This is a genomic window from Yersinia canariae (genome assembly GCF_009831415.1).
Taxonomy (GTDB): Bacteria; Pseudomonadota; Gammaproteobacteria; order Enterobacterales; family Enterobacteriaceae; genus Yersinia; species Yersinia canariae.
Window position 1 is genome coordinate 1,652,773 of record NZ_CP043727.1, and the last position, 18,524, is coordinate 1,671,296.

The following is an 18,524-nucleotide window of genomic DNA, read 5'->3' on the forward strand; positions in this document are numbered from 1 at the left end:
TCCCAAAAACTTATATAAATCAGTGAATGGGATGACTAAAGGCCGCTAACTCACGTGCAATTTTTAAGTATGGCGGGTGTGTTTGTTATTCACGTAACCTGTCCGGCGATGTTTTCACCATGGTATCAGATTGAAATATCTTTCTTCATTTCGCACGACACTGAAAATCTCCCGTTACCTATTTCGGGTATTGGCCGTTATGTTATGGTCACTTGGCGCACTGCTGACCACTTTTTATATCCTGAATATCCTTAATGAGAAAAAATCTGATATTCGTCAGGAATACAATACTAACTTCGAGCAGGCGCAGAACTACATCAGGCATTCTTCCGACATTATCCGTGATATCAAATATATGGCGGAAAACAGGTTAAATCACGATACGGCGAGCAGTAATATCGCGGCTGGGGCATTTATTAAAAATAAAACTTCGCCCAAATATTATCCGCTCAACTCGTCAGCCGATTGCACCGCATTGAGCTCATCGCGTCACTCGTCATTAGATTCTCTCAGCAACCTTATCTTGTATTGGAAAGAGAACTTTGCTGCTGCCTATGATCTTAACCGGATATTTTTTATAGGCAGTGACACCATGTGTATGGTGGATTTCGATATTCGAAATGTGCCGATGGAGCAAGAAAACCTGTTTAAGTCGTTGAATGAACATATTGCAAAATATCGTGAAGCAAATAATCAGGATAAAGACAGCCCGCTGTATTGGGTAGTCCCCGGCGTGCGCCCTGAAATTGGTACTTTATATGTGCTCAGCCCGCTTTATGTCGGCACTAGGTTGGAAGCATTTGTGGGTACGGAACAGACTATTCGTCTAGAAGATTTCATTTCTTCCGGGCCACTGCCTGTTGGTGTGACATTACTGAATCAAAATAATGAACCGGTATTGCGTTTGGCGACGGGGGAGCGTTATGCCTCAATGCTGGACGATTACCCAGATTCTCCATCTTATTTTGGTTATGTGGACGATTATAATTATCTTATCCTGACAAAGAATTTACTGCCGTCCCCGCTCAGTATTGCCTATTCCTTGCCGGTCAGAACCATAATAGAGATATTCAAACTATTAATTTTTAATGCATTATTGCTGAATGCTTTGTCTGCTGTAGTGATATTTACTCTCGCCTGGTTGTTTGAACGAAAAATGTTCCATCCGGCTGAAGATAATGCACTGCGGTTAGAAGAACATGAGCAATTTAACCGTAAAATTGTTGCCTCTGCACCCGTGGGGATTTCTATTCTACGTATCAGCGATGGCACCAATATCCTCAGCAACGAGTTAGCGCATAACTATATTAATTTACTGACAAATGAGGATCGCGAACGAATTACGCGCATTATTTGTGAGCAGCAGGCGAACTTTGTTGATGTGATGACCAGTAATAATAACAATCTGCAAATCAGCTTTGTTCATTCTCGTTACCGTAATGAAGATGTGGCTATTTGTGTGCTGGTGGATGTTAGTTCCCGCGTAAAAATGGAAGAGTCATTACAGGAAATGGCAGCCGCAGCAGAGCAGGCCAGCCAATCGAAATCCATGTTTTTGGCTACGGTCAGTCACGAATTACGAACACCTCTGTATGGTATTATCGGTAACTTGGATTTATTGCAAACCAAAGAATTGCCGCACGGGGTTGACCGTCTGGTTACCGCGATGAATAACTCGTCTGGGCTATTACTCAAAATTATCAGTGATATTCTCGATTTCTCTAAAATAGAATCTGAGCAACTGAAAATTGAGCCAAGTGAGTTTTCTACTGTTGAAGTAATAACACATATCACGGCGAACTACTTGCCGCTGGTTGTGAAAAAGCGCTTAGGTCTGTACTGCTTTATTGAACCGGATGTTCCACGGTTAATGCTGGGGGATGCCGTTCGCCTGCAACAAGTTATTTCTAACTTGCTAAACAACGCCATTAAATTTACCGATACCGGCTGTATTATTTTGCAGGTCAGAGTACGCGGCTATTATCTGGAGTTCCGCGTGCGAGATACTGGTGTCGGCATTAATTCTCGCGAAATAAATCAGCTATTTGATCCCTTCTTCCAGGTGGGAAGTGGAGTGCAGCGTCATTTCCAGGGAACCGGCTTAGGGTTGGCAATTTGTGAGAAATTGGTCAACTTGATGGATGGCGATGTTGAGGTCGTGTCCGAACTGGGAATGGGCAGTATTTTTGCTATCCGTATTCCTATGTATTTGAAACAAGAGCCATGTGATGCCCCAAATGCAGTTTTGCCGGAGAGCGACCGTTGGCAAGGGAAAACCTTGTGGCTGGATATCCGCAATGCCCATTTGGAGAATTATTTACTCGAACTGTTAAGTCATTTCGGCGCGACAATCCAACGTTATAGCAATGAGCAAACATTGCAGGATCAAGTGCTTATCTGTGATTATTTACCGCAAGTCAGTGCGCCATTATCAACATGGATTCAGTTATCTATTGAACATATTGGTTTACCACAAGAGACTCGGCCAGGTTATTGGTTGTTAAGCACCTCTACACTGCTGGAAATTATCCCATTATTGGACCGCATATTGCTGGAGCAGCAAGTGGTTGAGGACACACCACTCGCGTTATCAGCGCCAAAGGCCAATCAGGATGATAATGCGGACCTGCAAATTCTGGTGGTGGATGACCATCCCATCAATCGGCGGTTGTTGGCTGATCAGCTTACAACGTTAGGTTATCAGGTTATTACGGCGAATGATGGATTAGATGCGCTGGAGGTGTTGAGTGCTAATAATGTCGATATTGTACTGACTGACGTGAATATGCCGAATATGGATGGTTATCGTCTGACACAGCGCCTGCGGCAATTGAATCATCACTTCCCGGTGATTGGTGTCACCGCTAATGCATTGGCAGAAGGCAAGCAACGCTGTATTGAAGCTGGCATGGATAACTGTTTGTCTAAACCGGTAACATTAGATACCTTGCGCCAGATGCTGCGTTATTACGGCGATAAGGTGCGAAAAACACGCTAAAGTTTCGTTCTTGGCGCTACAGGGAATTATCACGATAGCTAATGGACTTATAGAAATGAATAAACCCGGTACTGCTGTACAATACCGGGTTGGTGGCAACTGTTATTCTTTATCTTGTCCAATAGTGACAGATGAAAGGTAATTTAGCAGGGCAATATCATTATCAACGCCCAGTTTCATCATTGCAGATTTCTTCTGGCTACTAATAGTTTTAATGCTGCGATTAAGCTTTCTGGCGATCTCAGTGACCAGGAAACCTTCAGCAAATAACCGTAAAACTTCACTTTCTTTCGGTGATAATCGTTTATCACCGTAGCCATTTGCGCTGATTTTCTCCAGCAGTTTAGCCACACTTTCAGGGGTGAATTTTTTCCCTTTCTGTAATGCTGCCAAAGCCTTAGGTAAATCCGCGGGCGCACCTTGTTTTAACACAATCCCGTCAATATCCAAGTCCAAAACTGAACTGAGAATAGCCGGATTATTATTCATCGTTAGTACAATTATGGCTAAGTCTGGGTAATGCCGTTTTATATATTTTATCAATGTGATGCCATCACCGTACTTATCTCCAGGCATGGAGAGATCAGTAATTAGCACGTTGGCATCGAGTTTAGACAAATTGTTAATAAGCGCTGTGGAGTCTTCAAACTCTCCGACAACGTTTACCCATTCAATTTGCTCAAGTGACTTTCGGATGCCAAACAACACAATTGGATGGTCATCAGCAATAATTACATTAAGGTTGTTCATGGTTATGGGTTACCTTGCTGCAACAGTCTGGTGACGAAAGAATCAATTTGACTGATGCTATTTTCGATCTTCAACCGATCGCCATCTGCGATATGCTGTTCTAATGTTTCACATAGCTGTTTGCCGACATGCAAATTCAACATAGCAAATACGCCTTTCAATCGATGTGCGGTCTGCGAAAGCGATATGAAATCACGTTGCTGAAGTTCAGTATACAGTTTCTTCAGATCTACCGGTACTGTCTCAACAAATAAGGAATAATAGTCACTGGATTTTAGTTGTTGCTCGTATGCACTTATATCATCAGCAGCAATGGATTCAGACTTTTCGATAGACTCATCTGATAGGATCTGCTGTTCGATTAATAATAATATTGCATCAATGACCACACTTCCTAAATTATAATTTACCCGAATATAATTATCCTGCAACTTCTGCATTCCTACTTCGTCAGATGCTAGTAATAAGGTAAATTTATCATAGTGTTGCGGGTTATCGGTTACCGTTACATCATAGTCTCGTCCCGGTAAACGATCATCAACAATAATGCAGTTAGCACCAAATGAATTCAATAATGCTGTGATGATAGAACGCACTTCTTCCGACGTTATATCTAATAATACCGTGACACCATCCAATAATTTCTCTTGTTCCTGCTCTTGCTCATTTTGGATAGCAATCGAAACTCGGATTGTATAACGCGTACCTATATCAACTTTGCTGCGAATCTCTAATTGGCCGTTTAATTTTTTACATAATTGGTTACATAAAAAGAACGTTAACCCGGAACTGTGATTGTACCTGTCGGCCAATGTTTGGCTGAGGAAAGGATAATTAAGATTACTAATCTCTTCATCAGTAATACCCGCACCAGTATCAGTTATTTGAATAACTAGTTGTTCTGGGTGCCCCGGCTCATGGCCAACATTAAGGGTGATTTTACCGTAGGCTGTCGTAATAACAGAATAATGCAGTAGTAACGACAGTATTTTCCGCAATACCTTCTCATCGCCAATATAATTTTGTTCGAGATCAACAAGGTAGTGATTAAATAGGGTTAGGCCTTTCTGATTAATCGCCGGGAGAACTTCCAATAGAAGTTCGTCAATTAATGCCGACAAAGAGAAATTATGCTGCTCAGGTTGCCAATCTTGGGTTTCCAGCCGTGTAAGCAGGGTAATATTATCAATCAGTTCAATGATACTTTCAGATTGTTCTACCAATTTAGCTGCCAATTCATGTTGTATTGCAGCATCGGCAGTGTTTTGCAATTTCTTGGCCGTCTGATTGAGGCTATTTATCGGTTGATTAAGTTCTATTCCCAGATTGTGCAACATCAGTTTACGCGCTTGTAGGCTTTTGTCGTATTCACGTCTTGCCTGTTGCAGCCGCTTATTTACCAAGACTTCTTTATCCTGATCATGAAGCAGGAAAAGATAGGTTTCAGGCGATATCTTGCTGCGGAACATGCGGATTTCGTAAACCTCATTATTCACGGTGCCCTGAATCACCCCATGGTGCTGCTCCGCCATGTGGGCAATTTTTTGCAAGTTAAGGTGGGGCATCAAGTTATCGGCTATCTGATTACTGGCGACAACGGCATTGTTGTTGAAATTATAAACCAATAGCCCTTGCGGCAAGTTGGTAATGATTTCCTGACTCAGTGATTTCTGAACCTCTAATTGGTCCACTATATCTGCACTTGGGCGAACGAACTGCCGGCGAATAAAGTAGATACCTATAATAGCCAGAGACAACAGCAATATATTGGTCAGGATGAGCCAGAAGTTATTTCTCAGTAAATCAATGGCCAGCACGGTAACCGGAACACGATAAACAATCTTCAGTGAGGCGTTGGCCAGTGGGGCTGAGATTTCAACCCAATAGCCATTTAGCGCCACACTGGCAGTGGCAGTATCTTCAGGTGCCATGCCTTCATTAATCGGCGTTTTATCAGACTGCAAAAGGAAGTTCGAGCGCGCCATGTTTAGCGGGATGAGGTCATTAATCGGCAGGTCAAAGGCAATCACTGTCGCCAAATGACCGGGGTGGTTAAAAGTAGTCCGGATCGTGAAATAATAGGCGTTTTGGAAACGTAATTTTCGCAATGGCGAGAAGCTCTCGCGCTCATCCAAGGTATTGGCCTGTTGGAGCATTTCTGCTCGCCGAGATTCTGCGGCAGCGGTCAAGTAACTCTCTTTAAAGCGCGACGTGACTTCTTTTAAGGGCTGAGTGGTGATGAGCGCTAAACTATTGTCCTGGCCGTTAAGGTAATACATCGAATAGGTGTCATTCTGCGCCCCCCAATGGCTGTCAAGATAGTCCGACAACTGCAAAGTCATGGCGAGTGTTGATGGCTCGTGATTACCAAAAATGACGGAGTCAGTTTTTCTGCGTGGTTTTTCAATATAGTAAATATCAGGGCGCAGACGCACTTCTTGCGCGGTGAGAATGTTTTTGTCCGAGATATTCGGATTGTTGGCAAAGTCGTATATCTGGTAGGTATGGTAACGATAATCATCAATGCGCTGCTGCAAACCGGTGGCAATATAGGTCAATGCGTATTTTTTTTCTGTCAGGTAAGCATTGGTATAGTTGTAGCCATACAGCCCAATGGTGATGAGCTGTAATACGATAAACAGCCAGAAGCAGCGCGCAATGTTAACTGAACTGGTAGATAACGAGTTATTTTGCATAAAAGTAATGCGTATTCCTTGGTTAGCGCGTGACGGCCCTGGCGCTGGCAGTGACGGTCAGTAACAACACTGCCACGCAGCCAAAAGCGACGGATAAATTGCTGAGCTGGGCGACAAAGCCAATTGCCGCAGGGCCTGCCAGAATACCGGCGTAACCGATAGTCGTAATAGATGCGACGGCTAAATTCGCGGGCATCACGGTTTGGTTACCCGCAGCAGTGAACAAAATGGGCACCACATTCGATGCACCCAAGCCCACGAGCATAAAGCCAATGATGGCGGCCATTGAGTTAGCAATGCTTATCGCGATAATAATTCCCACCGCAGCACATAAACTCCCCACTAATAATACCTTGTATCGACCCAATCCATTGACAATCCGATCACCATTTAAACGGCCCAAAGTCATAGCAATAGCAAATACGGCATAACCCATACCCGCTTGTGATGGTTCCATACCGCGCAGTGTGGTCAGGAAGACAGCACTCCAGTCAAGCATTGAGCCTTCAGCCAGGAACATCACAAAGCATAAAAAGCCGATGAACATTACCCACCCACGGGGCAACACAAAGAGTGGGCCATCATGAGGTGCTCCGCTGCCGCGTAAGAGATTTTTATTGGCCGTCAGTAATAGGATAATCATTAACGCGACAGTCGCAATAATGGCTGTCAGTGGGCTCAAGCCGAGCCACAATAATGCGCTCACACCGCCCGCGCCAGCAATCCCGCCGACACTGAATAACCCGTGAAAACCAGACATCATCGCCCGGCCACTGGCCTTTTCGACAATCACCGCCTGAATATTCATCGCGACATCTATTATGCCCATCGCGGCACCGAAAACTAATAGCGCGAGCGCCATGGTGATGGGGGTATTCATCAATACTAATAAAGGAAGGTCAAGGCACAGCACGGCACCCGCCAATAAAATCACCGCGCGGCATCCCCATTTCGCGGTGAGCACCCCGGTTAAGGGCATTGCGAGCATCGAGCCCACACCAATGCACAATAATAATAAGCCCAGCGATGCATCATTGAGACCAATACGTTCCTTGGCAAAGGGGACCAACGGAGCCCAGGCGGCCATCCCTAATCCGGCAATAAAAAACGCGAGCCGAGTCGAGACTTGTTGTGCAACACCCGGCTGCAATGTGGATTGGAGTGTTTTGGTGGTCATGAGGTATAGGATCTGCGATTGATATGAATAATAGATATAGACAGACGTTTCTATCACAAAGAGAAATGCGGGTCGAAGGGATTTATCTGGATTAGCATAATACTTGGTGACTTTATATCTGGATTTATCTGTTTTGGTGCTGTACTGGTTAAATATTCATCAAAATGAAATTTATGATAACAACCCAATAAATCTAAACCATTTCAAAAAAACCAGGATTGCCCGAGGAGGGGGAGTTAGCGCATTGCTCGGCCGGATGATTTTGCGTAATCCACAAGTGGTGTTGATGGGTGATCCGACGTTCCATGGGACCATTTCCTCAACGTGATGGCGGTTTTGAATTATCTCATTGAACCGCTGAATAAAGTGAAGGAGTCATCGCGGGAACGCTAATATTACGCTCGTATTTTTCACCTTTATTTTTGCCGCATTGTAGGCGCATCGTGGTTTTATCTGCCGCCGAAAATGAAGAGAAATCAATAAATAGCCGGGTGATAGTTAATCGATCAGGCTAATTATTACCCTCCAATATTTAAGCTATTCGTGCTTAAATATAAATGTGAAACTATATCGTTTGTCTATCATTTCATTTTGCAAATATACCGGTAATGATAAATATACATTACAATATATTCAGCAGACAATAAAAAAGCCGGTCAAAGACCGGCCGTAACACTAACGAATTATCTGGCCGCGAAGAGCCACAATGAAGGAAATAATAAAATAATGATGATAGCGGATTTATTATAGTCCCTGCTTGTCAGATATTCCTTGTCAATTTGTGCTATGAATATTTTATTTCATCATATTGATTTATATAGATAAAAATTCATTCTTGATTATGAGTGCTATATTTTGGCATGTTTTCAAATTCTGTTAAAGTTCGCTGATATTAACATTTTGCAATGCTTTTTTGTTGAATGAAACATTATCCGAGACTTCGTAGCATTTTCTGTATAGATTAATCTTAATCTTATTACGACAATAGAATAACCCTATTGGGATTATATGCTCGTAAGAGCAGTGGCATAGTTAGATCTAATAATTAGAGGATAATAACGATGAAACTTCGAGTTCTTTCCCTGCTTGTTCCAGCTTTATTAGTTGCCGGTAGCGCAGGCGCGGCTGAAATTTACAACAAAGACGGCAACAAACTGGACTTGTATGGCAAAATCGATGGTCTGCATTATTTTTCTGACGACAAAAGCAAAGATGGCGACCAATCTTACATGCGTTTTGGCCTGAAAGGCGAAACACAAATTAGTGATCAACTGACCGGTTACGGCCAGTGGGAATATCAGGCAAATTTAAATAAAGCAGAAGATCAAGACCAAGGTAACTTTACCCGTATTGGCTTTGCTGGTTTGAAATTTGCTGATTTCGGTTCTTTCGATTACGGCCGTAACTACGGTGTGCTGTACGACGTAACCTCATGGACTGACGTACTGCCAGAGTTCGGTGGCGATACTTACGGTGCTGACAACTTCTTGTCACAACGCGGTAACGGCATGGCGACTTACCGTAACACCAACTTCTTTGGTCTGGTGGATGGCCTGAACTTTGCTCTGCAATACCAAGGCAAAAATGGCAGCGGTACTGAAAGCAACAATGGCCGTGATGTACAAGGTCAGAATGGCGACGGTTACGGGATGTCAGTATCTTATGACTTGGGCTGGGGCGTGAGCGCATCTGCGGCAATGGCCAGTTCTAAACGTACTGATGACCAGAATAAACTGGCATTTGGCCATGGTGACCGTGCGGATGCATACAGCGGTGGTTTGAAATATGATGCGAACAATGTTTATCTGGCCGCAACTTATGCCCAGACTTACAACTTGACTCGTTTCGGTAACTTCAATAATGACACCGACTCAGGTTTTGCTAACAAAGCACAAAACATCGAGTTAGTCGCTCAGTATCAGTTCGATTTCGGTCTGCGTCCATCCGTGGCTTACCTGCAATCTAAAGGTAAAGACCTTGGCAACGGCTATGGTGACCAGGATCTGGTGAAATATGTTGATGTCGGCGCGACTTACTACTTCAACAAAAACATGTCCACCTATGTTGATTACAAAATCAACTTGTTGGATGAAACCACCTTCACCAAAAATGCCGGTATCAACACTGATGATATCGTAGCAGTTGGTTTGGTTTACCAGTTCTAATCCTAATAACAGGATAGGTTCTGATAAAACGCGGTCATTTGGCCGCGTTTTTTTGTGCCCGCTATTGCTGATGATGATTCGCCAGAAAATTTCATTGACCGCAGGGGAGCAGAACTGATGACTATCACTGCGCTGAGTGATTTTGGTTTCTGATATTGCCATTAAATCATGGGCGTATTTTTAACCACATTGCTTTTTTTTGACCAATTTCGGCATGAAGTTTAACCAAACGAACTAGATTCTGATTTTTTTTGAATGAAACACTAGACATATCATCACGCTATAGATGATAATCCCGCTCATTGGAAGGATGGCCGAGTGGTTTAAGGCAACGGTCTTGAAAACCGTCGACTGTAACAGGTCCTAGAGTTCGAATCTCTATCCTTCCGCCAAATTACGCCGGCATAGCTCAGTTGGTAGAGCAACTGACTTGTAATCAGTAGGTCCCGAGTTCGACTCTTGGTGCCGGCACCAATTAAAAGCCCGTTATCTGAATAAGATAACGGGCTTTTTGCTTGTCGACAAATCTGAATCGGCGGCAGTTTTTACCACTGCCGCCGATTGAGTCAGCTATTGTTCGCCAACTGAGCGACCAACTGATTCACACCATCACTCATATTCGTGAATTTTGTCAGTTGCGTGCGGGTGACGACGACGAAAACCCCAATATTCTTCTCGGGGATCATCGCCATATAAGTAATAAACCCGCCACCGCCACCGGTTTTTTGCATGATGCCAGGTAACTCAGCATTGGGCGCCATATAGACCCAACCTAGCCCCAGCGCATCGGCCTTGCCGGCAACATCCATCCCTTTTAAGGACACCAGGTCACGACGTTGGAAATACAGCGCTTGTTCGCGTTTGGCCGTGCTTTTACGTGCATTGCTATTTGAGGCTAAGAATTGCTGCATCCAACGCTGCATATCTTCCGGTGTTGAATACACCCCACCGCTGCCAGCCGCAGCAATAGTGTTTTCACAGCGGCTACTGCCAACACCTATCATCAGACGGCTACATTGCTCTGCCGTGGGGGTGAGGGTGGTGTTTCGCATTCCCAAGGGGGCCGTAATTTTATCGCGCAGTAAGCTGGTATAAGGTTTACCAGAGGCGCGGGATAGCGCGTCCGCCAGCAAATCGTAAGCAAAATTGGAATAAGCCGCTTTTACCCCGGGTGGAACGGTCACCTTGGCCAGTTTGAGCCATTGCCAGCGGTTATCTTTTGTCGGCCAGGTAAACACCGGTCTCTTTTCTGGGCCTCCGGGCTGTTCGCGGGGCAGACCACTGGTGTGGCTGGCCAGATTCAGCAGAGTAATCGGCTGTTTCGTATTATATGCCGGGACTTTGGCCCCTTTTGGGGCCCATTTTTGCAAGGGATCGGTTAATTTTACCGTGCCGTCCTCGGCCAGTTTCACCATCATTTCGCTGGTCATGAGCTTGGTAATCGAGGCAATGCGGATCAATGAGTCTGGCCGTGGGCGCAGATTGTTACCGGGTTTGGTTTCCCCAAAACTGCGGTTGACCACTTGATTGTTATCAATAACCACCAGCGCCATCCCCATGGCACCGCTGTTATAGAAGATATGTTCAGCATATTGATCAACAACTTGTGATGTCAAAAGCTCGGTGTTGGCATGGCTGTGCAAGGGAAGAGCGAAGAGAGCAGCGGCCAGCAGCGGGGCGGGAAAATGTTTCAACAATCTTTTGTCCATATTCAAAAAGCAAAATTAGTGGTCGTGGATTTATAGTAATCGGATATTTGTATAAAACATGCTGAAATTTTCAGGCTGACAAATAATTTACATTGGCTTCATTCTCTACTTATTGGCCAAATCACTCAGTATCACCGCAATAATTCACTTAACTGCATGGTGCGAGAGAGTTGTCGCCAAGATGCACAGGGATTCTCGCGAACATAGCCAATATCCTGTCGCGGATGAGTTTAGCGCCATAACATGACTGAAAGGAGAGGGGGGAACAGTAGAATCTTAAAGATATTCAGAGAAATAAAAAAACCGCAGCAGCTCAGGGCCGATGCGGTTTGGGGCGACAGTCGGGATTAATTAGCTTTCAGTGACCGGCTTAGGAATCACATTCGATGATTCCTTCATGCCAAGCGGGTTATTACCCCAGCACTGCTCATACTTCCAGCCCGTGAGTTCTTCTGCTACTACTCGGGCATGGGCTGGGATATCTGCCATAGCCCCGCCATTTTTTATCCGATCAATTTCTTCTAGCAGAATTTTGTGATTTTTACGATCCAGTTTCATTTGTGTGGTGTAGTAAATCGCCACCAGCGCCAGTGAGATAACCCCGATTGCAAATACGCCGACAATGGCTTGCACCGCGACTTCAGGCTGGCTGGACTGCCCGGAAACAAAGCCAAAGCGGCTTAGTGTCCAGCCCATGGCGAAAACAATAATCGAACGCACCATTTTACCGGCAAAAGTCATGGCGCCGGCATAGATCCCTTCGCGACGACGACCCGTCAATACTTCGTCCACATCTGCCAGGAAGGTATAGACCGTCCAGGGAATGTAGTAGATGCCGCCAGTGCTTAAACCAAAAACAGCGGTGATGCAGAACAACACAATTACTGTCGTGGTTTGAGACCAGCCAGTAAAGTAAAGCGCGGCATAGGCAATCACACTGACAATGACCACTTGCAGGGCAATACGGAATGGGCGAGCAAAGCCCATTTTGACGCAAATACCGATAAAGATAGCCGTAGAAATCAACTGCATGATTGAACTGAAACTATTGAGCTGAGAAACCAGTGCAGCATCTTGGCCCAGTCCAAAGATAATAAAATATGTGAATGCAGATGCGAACAGCCATTCAGCACCAAACCCAAACAGGTACATACCCAGATGTTTGCGGAAAATACGTAGATGGAAAGTGGACACCATATCCACATACAGTTTTTTTAGGGCTTGGCCTAAGCTGCTGGTGGTTTCCCTGACCACTTCGCTGGCTGGGCGCTCCCAGGATGAGCTGTAAAGCCAGATCATGGCGCAGCACATAATTAAACCGTAGGCGATACCGGTATAGAGGAATGGGGTCGCGGAATCTTTACCATAAATAGCAATGAACTGGCCGGGAATAAAGGCGGCCAGGAAGTTAGCCACTTTGCCGAAAATAGCTTTAGAACCGGTCAATTTCGAGCGTTTGGCAAAATCCGTGGTCATCTCGGTCGCCAGTGTTTCATATGGCACCATGATGGAGGTGTAAATCAATTCAAACAGTGCGTAGGTCAGCAAGTAGTACCAAAAACCAAACCCGCTCATCCATAGCATTGGATAGACCAATACCAGTGGAATACCCAGCAAGATAAAGAAGCGACGGCGACCAAAGATGCGGCCAAGTCGAGTATTGTAAAAGTTATCAGTGATATAACCCATTACCGGGTTACTGATGGCATCAAGAATACTGGCGATTGAAAAGATAGTGGCCGCTTCGACGACAGACAGTCCGCAAAAGGTGGTGTAGAAATACATCAGCCAGGCGCCGCTGATAGCCAGCGCTCCGCTCCCGAGTAAATTGGCGCTCCCATACGCCAACGTATGTCGTGTTGTTATAACTTTACTCATTTTTACCGCCACCTCAAATTAAAACAATGTTTCATTAATAATGGATAATCGTTTTACTTATAAAGGTGCGGCGCTCTTAAAAATGAGCGTTTGATCACGAAAAAGGGTTTTGCGACCGAAAAAGGCGCGTATTACAGTAAAAATTGATATAAATCAAAATAGTGTTGGGTGGTGATTTAGGCTAAAAAACAAAATATCCATAAGAATGTGAATGAGTGATAATGCCTGTTTATGGCAATAATGACCGTGATAAGTGTGGCAAGATTTTAATCAGTCACCTGAAATTCATCATCAACATGCAGTTTTATTGTTCGCATAGCTTGTTCACAGGGTGAAAGTATTCATATTAGGCAAGTGTGGACTGTTACGGGCATAGCCCATGAATGTATTCTGGCTGCAAGAGTGGCTGGCTGTGAAGGATGTAAAATGGCGAAGAAAAACCCTTATTATGATGCCAGTAAGCCACACCATACAGAGTTTGGATTCCAGAATCTGGAGCCTGTTGTTCACCATCCTCAGGACTTAAAACGCTGGCGTGAAGAGCGAAAGCGCCTGTCATTGCCCAAACCTCCGCAGCAGGGGTATGCCCAGTTTGTCACTGACTGGTGGCAATCAGCAGATTTTAGTGGTCAGCAAGATGCATTGTGGTGGTTAGGTCACGCCTCATTATTATTGCGAGTTAGTGGCAAAACCGTTCTGTTTGATCCCGTGTTGTCCAGCCGTGCTTCGCCTCTCAACTTTTACGGGCCAGCTCGCAGAACACCAGTACCCGCCAAAGTAAATGAATTGCCGCATATTGATGTTGTTGTGATTTCTCATAATCATTATGACCATTTGGATGTCACGACGGTCACTCAGTTATTACGCCGTTTCCCCGAAGTGATCTTTTTGGCTCCTTTGGGGCTGAAAAGTTGGTTTTTGCATCATGGTGCTCGCCATGTTCACGAATTGGATTGGTGGGATAAACATCTTGCTGCGGAATTTGAGTTTCATTGTGTGCCCGCACGTCATTGGAGCATGCGCACACCTTGGGATCGCAACCAAAGTTTGTGGTCAGGCTGGGTGGTTAAGCGCGATGCAATTAATTTTTACTTTACAGGTGACACGGGGTATTGCCCGCAATTGTTGACCATTGGTGAAAGATTGGGGCCATTTAACTATGCGGCCTTGCCGATTGGTGCTTATGCCCCTCGGTGGTTTATGAATGCGCAGCATATGGACCCCCAGCAATCGGTACAGTTATTTCAACAATTACAGCAACCTGTGACGGTGCCTATTCACTGGGGGGTGTTTGAATTGGCCGATGAGTCATTGGATGAGCCGCCGCAACAACTGAAGCTGGCCTTAATGGAGGCTGGGTTAGCACAGGACAATTTTGCACCGCTTAAAATTGGTGCCAGGATATTGCTTGGGTAGTGCGTTTCAGCGGGTTGAAGCTAACCCGCTGAAACGCAAGGATAGTATTGAAGTATTGAGCTAAATTCTGAATTGGTTCACAGCACTGGTCAAATCAGCTGCTTGGGCTTGTAATGCTGCTGAGGCTGCGGTTGATTCCTGAACCAGCGCGGCATTTTGCTGCACCATGGTGTCCAATTGCGTTACTGCGCTATTGATCTCATGGATACCACGCATTTGTTCATCTGCGGCGTTAGTGATTTCAGACATAATTGTCGTGACATCAGACACGCTGCCCACAATCTCGGTCATGGTATTACTGGCTTGTCGCACTTGGCCGGAACCCGATGCGACACTGCTGACGGTCGAGTCAATCAGTGTTTTAATCTCTTTTGCTGCTTGTGCGCTGCGTTGCGCCAATGTACGAACTTCCCCCGCGACTACCGCAAAGCCCCGGCCTTGTTCACCGGCACGCGCCGCTTCTACTGCCGCGTTCAGTGCCAGAATATTGGTCTGGAAAGCAATGCCATCAATAACACTGGTGATATCACCGATTTTGCCCGAGGCCGCCTCAATGGATTCCATGGTCGTGATAACTTTGGCGATAACCTCGCCACCACGGGAAGCATCATTAGCCGCTGATAACACTGCAATATTAGCTTGTCTGGCGGCACTGGCAGATTGCGCCACGGTTGCTGAGATTTGCTCTAATGCCGCAGAGGTTTGTTGCAAACTGGCGGCGGCTGACTCTGTTCTGCCAGACAAATCCTGATTACCTGCTGCAATTTCATTAGCGGCAATGCTGACAGATTCACTGGTATTGCGGATCTGCGCCATGACGCCACTGAGTTTGTCGGCAAAATTATTGAATGAAAGGGCTATTTTAGCCACTTCATCACGCCCCTCGACCGGCAAGCGCTGGGTTAAATCTTCAGTGCCCGAACTGATGGCATCCATGGCTTTGTGTACATGGGTCAGCGGGGTCAAAGCACGTTTGGTAATAAGGCTAATAATCACAACTGCAATTAAAATAATGACGATTAGAGTGACCAGAGATGTGGTGAGCAATGACCGCATACCCGCAGTGGCATGGGCTTTATCGAGTGCAACAACGGTAAACCACTGAGTGCCGGGTACTGCTTGTGCAAATAATAGCTTATTGCTACCCCCAATCTCAGCGGTGGTAGGGGAGGTTGCGGTTAACAGCGCTTTAAGATCTAGCGTTGGGGCAATCTCACTCAATGGTTTTAGGGTTAGCTGGGCATCGGGATGCGCAATAATTGTGCCATCAGTATCAATCAACATGCCGAAACTATCATCCGTTGGGTGAATGGATTTCACGTTTGCAATCACGCTGTCCATGGTGACATCGGCTGCTAATACCCCTTTCACACTGCCATCCTGAATGATAGGCAATGCAAAGGTCACAACTAATTGATTAGTGCCAGCATCAATATAAGGGGGAGTCACGACAGGGCTACCCGCTTTCACTGCTTGCAAATACCACGGGCGTCCTGTGGGATCATAACCGGCAGGAATACCCTCCGGATTAGAAAAGGTGGCCGTCTTATTCGCGTAACCGATATAAACATTAATGAAGTTACCGGCAGCAGCCACTTGCCGTAAGGCGGCAATAGGATCTGCTGTGAGTGCGCTTTCTTTCAGCGACACGATCATTTGTGTTTTCATTGCCACCCAGTCTGCAATTCCAACCCCATGGCTGGCGGTGACCGCTTTCAAGGTGTTATCGATAGCACTACTGTTGTATTTGTTGGCAACGGAATAATTAAAGTAAGTATTAATGGCAAGGGAACCCGCCACGATGATGATACAGGCAGCCAAGATACGTGAACGAATGGAGTCAAGCATAGAGCGTCCTAAATGGAAGGGGGGCATGATTTAAGTAACGGCTTGGCATAGGGAAACTTGAGCTGAATCACAGTAACAAAGTGTGATTTATGCACCAATGTTAATTCTTTTTTATGTGATGGTGAGGTGGTCAGGGGATGTTTGATGTGGTCATGTTCAATAAAAACAGATAGTTGTTTATTTCATCATGACAAAGTGTAATGCCCAATATGAAACTAAAGTTGAAAAAAATAGTGATATTTAAAGTGTAAAATTTATATCAAAAAAGATAAAAGGAACATCGAAGCTTTGATTTCTTATTATTGCGTCAGTCACATGAGAAATAATAAAACTCAGGTCAATGTTCCCAAATACCCAGTTAAAACCCACTCACCAACCATTGGTCGGCTTCATCAAACATCTCTTCCACCAAACGATTGAGCACAGATTTCTCTTGTTTAGTTGCATCGGTATTAATGCCATTCGCTTGCATCGGTTTGACCTTAACTTCGGCATCTGGAAACACCTGATGTACGCGTTTAGTCAATTCTGCTTTAATCATTTCATTAGCATTCGTCAGGCCGGCGACATTCCGTTTGTCATAAATTAATTCAACTCGCATGGCTTCTTTCCTAAGTAAAAAGTACTGTATTAATATACAGTCATGTTTAGCATAAAACAACCCGATTTTGGCCATTTAACCGCGAAATACGGCTTTTTTATTGTTGTAATGATACAAAAAATAACCGCCAGTGATTTAATTGATAATCACTGGCGGTTATTTTTATATGAAATTTTATCTGCTTGTTTATACACGTGATTTATATTTTGTATCGCTGTGGTACAACCTTAAGAATACATGTACGTGGCTAATCAATCTCTAACCAACGCGCATCTACCACGACTCCCAGTATTTTGCAGTTCCCATTTAGCTCAATTAAACGATAGGCTGGGTTCAATGGTTTCAAATACTTAACGCCGGCATCGACAATCAGTTTTTTAAAAGTTGCTTCGTTATCATCCGTCAATTTGGCGACAACAAAATTGCCCGGCATCGGTTCTTTTTCCGGATCGACCAGAATAATCATGCCTTCTGGAAAACTGATCCCTGAGGGGGAAGTCATGGAATCGCCTTTGACACTCAACCAAAATGCATTGTCATGCGCATTTTTGGTCGACTCCGGCCAAATTTCAATATCACGCAGAGTGTAAGGCTCTATGGCTTCATACCAATTACCCGCACTTATCCAACTGATTAGTGGGTAACTATTGGCGACAGATCCCACCGGTTTATCATTGAATCTGGTCGTGGTTGAGATAGACAAACTTTCGGCCATTTTGGCCAATTCTTTTGCCAAAGAGGGGCTAAAGCTGCTGATGGGTTCATTTAGCACTTTAGCAAAAGCCGCAGCATTGGTCACATTGAGCGGGTTTATACCATTTAGGAATTGGTTAACCGCACTTTGGCCGACCCCCAATTCATGCGCAACAGACTCCTGGGATATACCCAGTGCTTTTTTCTTGGCATTAAACAGCTCTTTCAGCCGCTTAGCGTCGTCTAACTGTTCTGGCGTCAATGGCTTCTTTTTCATGAATCAATTTTATTACCGTTAGCAATAATATCCAATCACCTGCGGTATTGACTATAAAATCACTTGCGGTAATAATCAATCAAAATATATAAGAGAAACGCATGGGTTCGCACCTGCAATACGCCCTGTCAGCAGTGTCAGAGGCACACGCGGCATGAGTTGCTCTGGTTATCACAAGAAGACGGCGGCCAGACTTTTCTGCGGTTTCCGTTGTTGAGCAATCGATAGGCTGAGGTGTCATCAGATGACCCCCGCCTTTTGTGGAGTAGTCATATATGAGTTCAATACACAGCACTGACGGCGGCAACCACAGCCA

Annotated in this window: 11 protein-coding genes and 2 tRNA genes; 5 read left to right on the forward strand and 8 right to left on the reverse strand. The window is 44.9% G+C overall.

Going from position 1 to position 18,524, the window contains the following annotated elements; translation table 11 throughout:
• Positions 1-130: 130 nt before the first annotated feature.
• Entirely contained in the window at positions 131-2,998 is a 2,868-nt protein-coding gene (gene rcsC, locus F0T03_RS07760) for a two-component system sensor histidine kinase RcsC (protein ID WP_159677665.1), read from the forward strand.
• Positions 2,999-3,100: 102 nt separating this feature from the next.
• On the opposite strand, the gene rcsB is transcribed toward rcsC, so the two are convergent.
• The 3 genes from rcsB to F0T03_RS07775 are packed head-to-tail and all read right to left on the reverse strand — an operon-like array spanning position 3,101 to position 7,621.
• A complete protein-coding gene (rcsB, locus tag F0T03_RS07765) occupies positions 3,101-3,748 on the reverse strand; it encodes a response regulator transcription factor RcsB (protein ID WP_145555671.1) in 648 nt (215 codons plus the stop codon).
• Positions 3,749-3,750: 2 nt separating this feature from the next.
• Positions 3,751-6,444 carry a phosphotransferase RcsD gene (gene rcsD, locus F0T03_RS07770; protein WP_159677668.1) on the reverse strand — a complete coding sequence of 898 codons (2,694 nt, stop codon included), beginning with the start codon at positions 6,442-6,444 and terminating at the stop codon, positions 3,751-3,753.
• A gap of 22 nt (positions 6,445-6,466) precedes the next feature.
• Complete coding sequence (locus F0T03_RS07775) at positions 6,467-7,621, reverse strand: MFS transporter (RefSeq protein WP_145555669.1); 1,155 nt, start codon at positions 7,619-7,621, stop codon at positions 6,467-6,469.
• A gap of 1,061 nt (positions 7,622-8,682) precedes the next feature.
• Here F0T03_RS07775 and F0T03_RS07780 point away from each other — a divergent pair.
• The 3 genes from F0T03_RS07780 (at position 8,683) to F0T03_RS07790 (ending at position 10,260) form a co-directional block, all read left to right on the forward strand.
• The gene (locus F0T03_RS07780; protein ID WP_159677671.1) at positions 8,683-9,786 is read left to right on the forward strand and encodes a porin OmpC; all 1,104 of its coding nucleotides are present in this window, start codon (positions 8,683-8,685) and stop codon (positions 9,784-9,786) included.
• 304 nt (positions 9,787-10,090) lie between these two features.
• Positions 10,091-10,178 (forward strand) — tRNA-Ser (locus tag F0T03_RS07785).
• A 6-nt stretch (positions 10,179-10,184) separates the two neighbouring features.
• Positions 10,185-10,260 (forward strand) — tRNA-Thr (locus tag F0T03_RS07790).
• A 92-nt stretch (positions 10,261-10,352) separates the two neighbouring features.
• Here F0T03_RS07790 and ampH read toward each other — a convergent pair.
• Positions 10,353-11,495, reverse strand: a complete 1,143-nt coding sequence (ampH, locus tag F0T03_RS07795) for a D-alanyl-D-alanine-carboxypeptidase/endopeptidase AmpH (RefSeq protein WP_159677674.1) — start codon at positions 11,493-11,495, stop codon at positions 10,353-10,355.
• A gap of 351 nt (positions 11,496-11,846) precedes the next feature.
• Entirely contained in the window at positions 11,847-13,373 is a 1,527-nt protein-coding gene (locus F0T03_RS07800) for an MFS transporter (protein ID WP_159677676.1), read from the reverse strand.
• A gap of 426 nt (positions 13,374-13,799) precedes the next feature.
• Between F0T03_RS07800 and F0T03_RS07805 the strand changes: the two genes are divergently transcribed.
• A complete protein-coding gene (locus tag F0T03_RS07805; protein ID WP_162526912.1) occupies positions 13,800-14,789 on the forward strand; it encodes an MBL fold metallo-hydrolase in 990 nt (329 codons plus the stop codon).
• A gap of 60 nt (positions 14,790-14,849) precedes the next feature.
• On the opposite strand, the gene F0T03_RS07810 is transcribed toward F0T03_RS07805, so the two are convergent.
• The 3 genes from F0T03_RS07810 to F0T03_RS07820 form a co-directional block, all read right to left on the reverse strand.
• Positions 14,850-16,637 carry a methyl-accepting chemotaxis protein gene (locus F0T03_RS07810; RefSeq protein ID WP_159677681.1) on the reverse strand — a complete coding sequence of 596 codons (1,788 nt, stop codon included), beginning with the start codon at positions 16,635-16,637 and terminating at the stop codon, positions 14,850-14,852.
• A 358-nt stretch (positions 16,638-16,995) separates the two neighbouring features.
• Positions 16,996-17,238: a DinI family protein gene (locus F0T03_RS07815; protein ID WP_145555663.1), complete on the reverse strand. Its 243-nt coding sequence runs from the start codon at positions 17,236-17,238 to the stop codon at positions 16,996-16,998.
• Between the two features lie 247 nt (positions 17,239-17,485).
• The gene (locus tag F0T03_RS07820; RefSeq protein ID WP_145562435.1) at positions 17,486-18,208 is read right to left on the reverse strand and encodes a LexA family protein; all 723 of its coding nucleotides are present in this window, start codon (positions 18,206-18,208) and stop codon (positions 17,486-17,488) included.
• Positions 18,209-18,524 lie beyond the last annotated feature (316 nt).